The organism is Joostella sp. (assembly GCF_048266025.1).
In the GTDB taxonomy this organism is placed as follows: Bacteria; Bacteroidota; Bacteroidia; order Flavobacteriales; family Flavobacteriaceae; genus Galbibacter; species Galbibacter atrarenae.
This window is the reverse complement of record NZ_JBLXAF010000003.1, coordinates 294,822-303,674: the sequence shown is the minus strand read 5'-3', so window position 1 is coordinate 303,674 and position 8,853 is coordinate 294,822. Positions and strand designations below refer to the sequence as shown.

Below are 8,853 nucleotides of genomic sequence, written 5' to 3'. Positions count from 1 at the left end.
TGGATAAAACGCCTTACTTTCAAAGGGTTCTCTACAGAGACTGCTATATCATGCTCTAATAAAAAATAGGCTAATTGTATATGATAATAACCTGTAGCTTCAACAATACAATGAGACAAACTATTGGTGATTTTCTTTAATTGTTTAAAGCCTGACAAACTATTTGTAAATTGATGAAACTCACCTTTACAATCATAAACATCAATATAATCTTTACTGACATCGATACCTATAAATTCTTTAACTTTACTCATAATAAAAAAGGATTGGAAAGAAATAACTACTGAGAATTCTACAACTTAAAAACGAGATCCAAAGTCTCACACCTGCCTGCCGGCAGGCAGGGAACTGAACGAATTTAGAGTAGTAAAGCGTAGGGATTTTCAATGTTGACGAAATCTAGATTTCAACGTATATCATAACCTTATTCTACGCTTTTTCTTTCTGATTAAAATATCTAATTTAAGGAATTGCTAACTTAAGACGTGTATAATTAATTGCTAGTCCTCTCCTACTTACGAATATTACTGCGGAATATTCTATCTGTGATTTATTTGTTAAATTAGATTCTCAAACACGCAACTGATAATACACAAACACGTTGTAAAACATTTTGACCCGTCCTGAATAAAGGCAAACGTTCTTAAATCGTTTTTAACGAATATAGCAAGAATAAAATTGTCTTAAAATATAATTATTTATTGTAAAACGATATTTTTTTATATATTTGCAGTAATAAATTACATTTTATTCTATGCAAAGATCAATCATTATTTCCAAAGTTTTATACTACATCTCTAGGGTATTGGGTGGAATATACTTAATTACTGGATTATATGGATTATTTAGCTGGGTTACAAACACCCATTTGCTAACAAAAAATCAGCAAACAATTATCACCTATCCTTTTACAGAGGAATCTTTTTTAATTTTAGATAGCAACACAACGTATTTGATCTTCTCGTTTTTAATTCCCGTTCTTGCGTATGGTTTGTTTTTTTGGTTGCTATCTAATGTTTTTAAGGTTTTTTACCAGGATAAGTTATTTACCGCAGAAAATATTGCTCATTTGCGACGGTTTTATCTTGTCAATATATTTCTGCCTACTGCGCTAACTATATTCACATCGTTTTTTACGCAAATAGATCGTGAATTGTCTTTAATCATAGTCCTGCATCTTGTTCTTGGTGTTTTTGTGTTTTTTATGTCAGAAATATTTAACCAAGGATTGAATTTACAAAACGAACAAGACTTATATATCTAAACTATGCCAATTGTAATAAACATAGACGTGATGCTAGCCAAACGAAAAATGAAGAGTAAAGAGTTGGTTAAAGAAATTGGTATTACAGCTGCAAATTTATCAATACTGAAAAATGGAAAAGCCAAAGGCATTCGCTTTGAAACTTTAGAAAAAATATGCAAAGCCTTGGATTGTAAACCTGGAGACATCATAGACTATGTAGACTAACACTCCCTTAAATATTATTTTATGAATACATTGAATATCAACAATGTGTCCCTTGTGTATAACAACGGACACCAGGCACTTCATGCCATAAATTTAGACATAACAAACGGTGTTTTTGGCTTACTTGGGCCTAACGGCGCAGGAAAATCTTCGCTTATGAAAACCATTGTTGGTTTACAAAAACCATCAGAAGGAGCGGTTTTTTTTAATGATGCAGATATTGTAAAAAATCCATTAGAGATACAAAAGCAGCTAGGTTTTTTACCACAGTATTTTGGTGTTTACCCTAAAGTTTCGGCTTATAATTTATTACAGCATTTAGCCAAATTAAAAGGTATTTACAACAAGAAAGAACGTCATGACCAAATTATGAATCTTCTAGATAAAGTAAATTTAGTAGATGCAAAAAACAAAGAAGTGTATACGTTTTCTGGCGGAATGAAACAACGTTTTGGTGTGGCCCAAGCTTTATTGGGAAATCCTAAAATTGTTATAGTAGACGAACCTACAGCAGGTTTAGATCCTGAAGAACGTAATAGATTTAATGCGTTATTGAGCGAAATAGGTGAAGATATTATCATTTTATTATCAACTCACTTGGTAGAAGATGTACGAAATCTTTGTTCGGAAATGGCGATTATAAAACAAGGAACTATTGTCGCAAAAGATAGCCCAAATCAATTTATTGACGCATTGCAAGGAAAAATATGGCAAAAAGCGACCACCAAGAGTGAACTTCTTAATATAGAGTCAGACAATAACGTAATCAGCAAACAATTTATTGAAAAGGTTATGCATGTAACCGTTTATGCTGATGCTTGCCCTACTGGGTTTAAAGCTGTAACGCCTAATTTAGAACACGCTTACTTCACTTATTTAAACAACGCGAAATGAAAACGGTTTTACTTAACGATATATACAGCTCGCTAAAACAAATAGCGACTCAATTTGCTTTGTTAGCTTATCTGGTACTTGGTTTTTTTGCAGGTTTTAAGTTTCATATTAATGTAGGCGACGGCATTGCAGCCAATGCGCCCTACTCGGTTGGATTTATGACTGGTTTGTTAAGCCTAATTATTATTTTGATAGCAACACTGTTGGCTTTTTCTGGGCTATTTAAGGAAAGTGACACTAATTTTGGCTTAATCGTATTTACAACACCTACAAAGAAACGCGACTTTGCTTTAGCGCGCTTTTTATCCTTCTTTTTACTTACTGCATTTAGTTTTCTTATTTTAATGCTTGGTTATGTTATAGGATTGCATGTACAAACAGGTTCTGAAATGCTTGCAGGGTTTAATCTGTGGCATTATGTGTATCCTTTTTTAATTCTTGGTGTGGTCAACAGTTTATTGGTATGCAGTATTCTGTTTTTCGTTGCTAAAAAATTTCAGAATAAATTATTGGTTGCTATAGCAGGTTTAATGCTGTATATAACCTATATGATTGTGTTAATGTTTTCAAACGCTCCGTTTATGGCGCAATCACTACCACAGTCTTTATTAGCTCAAAAAATATCTGCCATAACAGATGTTTTTGGGTTATCGGCTTATTTTTATGATGCCAAAGACTTTAATGTTTTTGAAAGAAACCATAACACTGTTTCGTTTAGTAATATTCTATTAATAAATCGTTTAGGCGTTGTCCTACTCTCATTAATTATAGTAAAATTAGGTATTCGTGCGTTCTCATTTCTGCCAGTTTTCAAGCAAAAGTTAAAAAAGAAACATACTGTAGCAACGTCTGAAAAGACTAAATTTTTAGATATGCCATTTGCAATAGCTGGCACTTTGCTTAATTCTAAAACAAAACGGAAAGCCCTCTACTCTTTTGTGAAAATCGATCTTATTTATTTGTTTAAAAGTATTCCGCTTATTTCGGTTTCCGCCTTACTCTTATTTTATGTAGGTGTAGAAATGTATGGTGATATTGATATGGGCATTAGGCTACCACAACAATACGCTAGCTCTGGCCTGTTAGCTAAAACTATTAATGAGACATTTTACTTTATAGGCACTTTGGTTGTGGTTTACTTTACAAATGATGTGTTTTGGCGCGCTAGTGCAAGTGGGTTTTCTATAATTCAAGACACCACCTATTATGCAAGAGAACGATTATTGGGACATGGCATAAGTATGGTGCTATTAATCATTTTTCTTACAGGTTTAATGCTATTGGAAGCTATCATTTTTCAAATTATTTTTCAATATACCTATATTGATTGGCAGGCATATTTTGGTGTTTTTATTTTCAATACATTACCACTTATACTCCTTTCCTTACTACTTCTTTTTATTAATAGTAAAAGTAAAAGTAAGTCCATTGCATTAGGGATTTCAATCTTGTTTTTCTTATTGTTTGTTACTCCTATTTCAAAAAATATTATTTCAATTCCGTTATTTAGGTTTTTATCAGGTTACAAAGGTGCTTATAGCGATTTTATAGCTTACGGTCCTTATTTATTGTTGTTTACCTATAGACTAGTTTTTTGGTTTTCAATTGTAGGGCTTCTATTTTTTATATTTCAAATGATAAAAACTAAAGCTATAAAAAACAGTACACTTTTTGCTACTGCTACTTGTGTATTTATGGTAATTGTAAGTGGATATTCTTTTTTAGATGGTTATGTATCAAAAGATAAAGAGTCTGCTATTTTAGAGCGCGTTTCTTACGAAAAAAACTACCGAAAATACCAAGACATACCACAACCAACTATTAAAACGGTTAGAACTAAAATAGATTTGTTTCCTAAAGAACAAGCATACAGTATAAAAGGAGACTATTGGCTTGTAAACACACATAATCAAGCTATTGATTCATTACTTATAAGTATCACTAAAGACCTTAAGATAAAATCACTTTTACTTTATTACAAGAATGATACGATAAAATTAGACCGTTCTATTTCAGAATTGAAATTAAAACACGCTTGGCAAGCACAAGATTCGGCAAAACTTGCATTTGAATTAAATTATAAGTGGCAGGCTGTAAATGAACATGATAGTTTTAATGCTATTGTTAATAATGGTTCTTTTATGCGAATTAGCCAGTATTTTCCTCGCTTTGGTTATGATGCTAGCAATGAGATTTTAGATAAAACTATTCGAAGAAAACATGCATTAGGAAAAGAAACTGTAATTAAGCCATTGGGTGCTGCAAAGACCGATACCGACGATTTTATTCATTTAGATATGCAGATTTCTACTACTAAAAATCAAATTGCCGTTGGTACTGGTGAATTAAAGAAGCAATGGCAAAAAGCAAATAGGAATTATTACCATTACCAAGCAGATGCTATTCCTTTTCGTTTTGCGGTTTCTTCTGCCAGCTACAACGTTAAAAAAGTGCAACATAAGGAGGTTTCCATTGAGGTTTTATATCATCCTTTACACGGAAACAATGTGAACCATCTTATAGAAAACACAAAACTTTCATTAGACTATTGCACCAAAAACTTTGGTCCTTACCCTTTTTCTACTGTTCGATTTGCTGAAGTTTCATCTTTTACACAAGGTTTTGCTGGAACTGCCTATCCAAGCGTGATTTATATGACTGAACATATGACCTTTCATGCTAATATAGGAGGTGATCACGATCAAGATGTTATAAATGAACTGGCTGGGCATGAAGTGGCGCATTTTTGGTGGGGAACAAACCAGATTGACCCAGATTATCGTGAAGGTTATGCAATGTTGACTGAAAGTTTGGCGATGTATACCGAAATGATGATTTACAAGAAAAAGTACGGCAAAGAAAAAATGCTAGAACGCCTAGCTATTCACCAGCAAATCTACGATGCAGAAAAGGGTTTTAGTGAAGACCTTTCTTTATTGAAAGCCACTAAAAATAATGCTTTTATTTCCTATTCTAAAGGCGCTATCGTTTTTGTTGCGTTAAGTGAATTAATTGGAGAAGAGCAGCTGAATTTAGCTCTACAATCTTTTTTAACAAAACATAAATACCCAAATGCAAAGCCTACTTCAACTGAACTTCTAAAAGAGATTCTAAAGGTTAGCGATGAAAAATTTGAACAAAAAATTAGAGGAATGTTTGAGTAAGAACTGTTGCTAACAAAGAACTGAGTCAAAAAATTTAAGCTAATTTAGAAACAAACTTTGAACGTCCCTATGAATTTTCTGAAAGTGCACTGCGAGATCAGTTTCAGAAAAGTGAACTTTTTGTTTGGGTTTTTCTTTTGTCATATGCTGTAGTTTAAAACGTACTCTTTTATCCTTTCCGTCGGCAAAGGCAATAAACTCTCCTTGTTTTAACTTAAAGAATATATCTGCTCGTCGTTTAGACACCTCCCGCTCCCCTTTTGTGATACGGCTTTCAAAACTCATACCACTACTTTTACTAATGCTTTTAGTTGGCGTTTTAATGATTTCAAAAAAGCGTTCGTAGTATTTAGCGGTATCAGGATCGTTCACTTTACCAAAAAACTGATAGGATAAATTACTTAGAATCGCCCTACTTGCTTTGTCTCCATACAATAAATCATTCTGAACTTTATCCTGCATCACATACACCGTACAAATATCATAACTACGCAGCGTTGCTGGAATGCGGTGCATATTGGGTAATTTTAGGGTTGGCGCCTCCTCCATAAGTAAAAAGGAGGATGTTTTACCTCGCAGACTCATCTGTTTTATAATGGTATGCATGACCATAGCAATGACTGGTGAATATGCTGCATCATATTTCGGATGGTTTACTAGAGATATTACCGCGGGATTTTGGGGATTATTAACATCCAAAGGAACTTCATCTTTTGACAATATATAAAAGAGCTTTTGAGAGCTTATTTTTTTAAAGGCATTGGCTAGGGTACTATTTACACCTGCTGTTTGTTTTTCAGAATCAATCCCGCTTATAAAAGCATTTGCCATACTATGCGATGTCAAATCCGACTGTAAAAAACCAACCAATTGTTTTGTAGTCAAGGTTTGAAATAGTGCCATAATATGGGGTAAAGTACAGAAATCAGGATACCCCGTTTTCATCTTCCATATCATTCCACTGAGCAGCCCTTCCACAGCATCGGAGAAAAACTTGTTGCTTCCCTTGCTTTCTGAGAGGTTCTGCTCCAACAGGTTTTCCATCAGCACTCGAGATACTTCGTTGACACTTTCTTCGTTTGGGAGGTAATGTGGAGCAATAGGATTCACCCGATAGTGGATATCATCAAAAGCAACGGTGTAAAAGGAAGTCTTCGCATTTTTAAACAGAGGATAAGCAATTTCAGTAAGTTCAAAATCCTTGTAATCGTGTATAACCCCACAAAATCCATGTTGACTAAAATGTTGTAAAAAATTATAAACTACGCTTTCTGTTTTACCGCTTCCCGCGGAACCGATAATAGACACACCCCGACGAATGTTATCAATTTTAAACTTGCCGTTGTTCAGTTTAAAACGAACCTTATATTTCGTGTCGATTTGTATGCTTTTTACACTATATAGCAACCCATACAAAACAGTTCCTATAAACAGGATAGGACAAACTAAATATAAAATGATATGTTCCCACTGCCAATTCATATCCCAATGGAACCAGATTCTATTGCTTTTCCAATACCTTTTTTCAAGGCATTAATGGCTTTGATAGTGAGTTGAAGTTTGCTAGTTGGAATTTGGAGTAAGGTTGTATTGACGCCTGTTTTTTGTAACAATTTAAAAGCCAATGCCCTTTCATTGATAGGAAGTTTTGTAATGGAGGAAAAATACAGTTTCGGATCTTTTAAAAAGGTTTTTCGGGCGGTATAGGATTCCACATAGTTTCGTTTGTAATTGAACATAGTATCAAAGGTCTTTTCAGCATTTTTATAAAACGCATCACGATCAAAACCCCGCTTCACCATCTTACCGTTCATTTCCACTTCAGAAGCTTTGTATTTGCTTCCTGGAGATAGACTGTACCGATTGGACACATCCTTTCGACTCACAATAATATGGATATGACTTTGAGGACCTGGTTTAAGCGTTCCAGGCACAATTCGCTTCCCATTTAGTTGGTGCGGCGCTTTCTGTTCCAGATGTGCGATGTCTTTTTGTAGCTTCTTGATATTCTCTTTGCTTTCCCCGCCTTGAATGTTTCGAATCTGTTGCTTTAATTCTAAAATTTGAGAGGCATAGGGTTGATTTTCTTGAATCTGTTTATCGGAACTTTTAAAAGTGCGCTGCCGTTCGACTTTGGCGTAATATTTAATATCATTTACGCTAACAGGTTTCCCATCTATTTCACGATGAAAAGCCTTTGCATAGGCTTTCATGGCTTCTCTGGTGTATTGTTTCAAAACTTCAGGAGAATCTCCTATGGCTTTTAGCTCTCGCTGGCTTGGGTTTAGGGTGATGGAATAAAACTTGGGTTCGGACTTTTTAAGCTTGGCTGTATTGTTATCAATCTCCTTGATAACTTCCTCAGCAGCTATTTCGTTGTTATACTGATCAAAAAAGTGGGCTAGTTCGGGCATGGGTTTTCCTTGATTCTCTTTTTCAAGGTAATCCACGAAAGCGGCAGCACTTTGACCGAAGTTACCGCTAAGGCTTTGTGCGGTGATGGTGATGTACATGATCCAAGTTTGTTTTAAAGTGTTCTAATTCATCCTTATTCATATTCAGTTTATGGTAATCCTTACCAAATGTTCCTTTTACATAATGCAATTGGTTAAGTAGGGTATCCATGCTATTTTTATACTGGCTTAGTTGCTGCTGCATCTCTTCATAGCGATTTAGGTAATGTTCTATTTCGGTATCTCTGGAAAACGTTTCTGGAGTCACAAAATCAACGCTTCCCTCCTCCTCTTCTTCCCATTTCTTATGGTGGGTATTCACCTGAGAAACCTCTTGAAATAAAGTATCGAGCATTGCTTTTGTTGGCAGGGTTTGTTCCTTTTCAATGGTTCGAATAATAGCAATCAAAGCGTTGATACGTTTTTTGGTGTCATCGGCTTTTACTCCAAGGTTTTCATTCGGTAAGAGATTATTCCATTTAAAAAAATTTAACATGGCTTCTAAGGCTTCGGAATGCGATTTGGAAATTTCTTTAGAGAATGCACGAAAACGCTCGGCAATATCTTTTTTGACATTGATTCCAGAAAAGCCATATGTTGAAAACTTCTTCATTTTGCTGCAAAAAATTACCTGTTTATCATGGTTTCCAATGGTTTTGCTGCAAACCTTTGAAAGTCAGCTTAATACATTATTTATTAAACTACTGAATATCAACTAATTACAAGCCAATTACACATCGAAACACCGCATCGCGTGTTACCCTCTTGCTCTTCCTTTTTGTCCCCGAGGGACAAAATTTCACGAACATCCCAGCAAGGTGGATGCCTTATTGTAATTGTAATTGTGATTGTACGGTCATATAAGGAAAGT

General features: G+C 34.6%; 8 protein-coding genes. 4 read left to right on the top strand and 4 right to left on the bottom strand.

From position 1 onward, the window contains the following. Positions 1 to 254 (bottom strand): IS110 family transposase (locus tag ACN0TY_RS08765; RefSeq protein ID WP_417444188.1); only part of this gene is annotated, 254 nt, incomplete at its 3' end. A gap of 500 nt (positions 255 to 754) precedes the next feature. Between ACN0TY_RS08765 and ACN0TY_RS08760 the strand changes: the two genes are divergently transcribed. The 4 genes from ACN0TY_RS08760 to ACN0TY_RS08745 are packed head-to-tail and all read left to right on the top strand — an operon-like array spanning position 755 to position 5,529. Then, positions 755 to 1,264, top strand: a complete 510-nt coding sequence (locus tag ACN0TY_RS08760) for a DUF2975 domain-containing protein (RefSeq protein WP_417444187.1) — start codon at positions 755 to 757, stop codon at positions 1,262 to 1,264. A 3-nt stretch (positions 1,265 to 1,267) separates the two neighbouring features. Beyond that, complete coding sequence (locus ACN0TY_RS08755) at positions 1,268 to 1,471, top strand: helix-turn-helix domain-containing protein (protein ID WP_062053333.1); 204 nt, start codon at positions 1,268 to 1,270, stop codon at positions 1,469 to 1,471. A 21-nt stretch (positions 1,472 to 1,492) separates the two neighbouring features. Then, positions 1,493 to 2,365 (top strand): ABC transporter ATP-binding protein, encoded by an 873-nt coding sequence (locus ACN0TY_RS08750; RefSeq protein WP_417444186.1) that lies wholly within the window; start codon positions 1,493 to 1,495, stop codon positions 2,363 to 2,365. Further along, positions 2,362 to 5,529: a M1 family aminopeptidase gene (locus ACN0TY_RS08745; RefSeq protein WP_417444185.1), complete on the top strand. Its 3,168-nt coding sequence runs from the start codon at positions 2,362 to 2,364 to the stop codon at positions 5,527 to 5,529. Before ACN0TY_RS08750 ends, ACN0TY_RS08745 begins: the two co-directional genes overlap by 4 nt. A gap of 39 nt (positions 5,530 to 5,568) precedes the next feature. On the opposite strand, the gene ACN0TY_RS08740 is transcribed toward ACN0TY_RS08745, so the two are convergent. From ACN0TY_RS08740 to ACN0TY_RS08730, 3 genes are read right to left on the bottom strand one after another with little or no spacing between them, the layout of a single operon-like run. Then, positions 5,569 to 7,011 carry a type IV secretory system conjugative DNA transfer family protein gene (locus ACN0TY_RS08740; RefSeq protein WP_417444184.1) on the bottom strand — a complete coding sequence of 481 codons (1,443 nt, stop codon included), beginning with the start codon at positions 7,009 to 7,011 and terminating at the stop codon, positions 5,569 to 5,571. Beyond that, positions 7,008 to 8,042, bottom strand: coding sequence for a MobB family relaxase (gene mobB, locus ACN0TY_RS08735; RefSeq protein ID WP_417444183.1), 1,035 nt, complete (start codon positions 8,040 to 8,042; stop codon positions 7,008 to 7,010). The genes ACN0TY_RS08740 and mobB overlap by 4 nt, the downstream gene beginning before the upstream one ends. Further along, positions 8,011 to 8,595, bottom strand: a complete 585-nt coding sequence (locus tag ACN0TY_RS08730; protein ID WP_417444182.1) for a BfmA/BtgA family mobilization protein — start codon at positions 8,593 to 8,595, stop codon at positions 8,011 to 8,013. The genes mobB and ACN0TY_RS08730 overlap by 32 nt, the downstream gene beginning before the upstream one ends. Between the last annotated feature and the right edge of the window lie 258 nt (positions 8,596 to 8,853).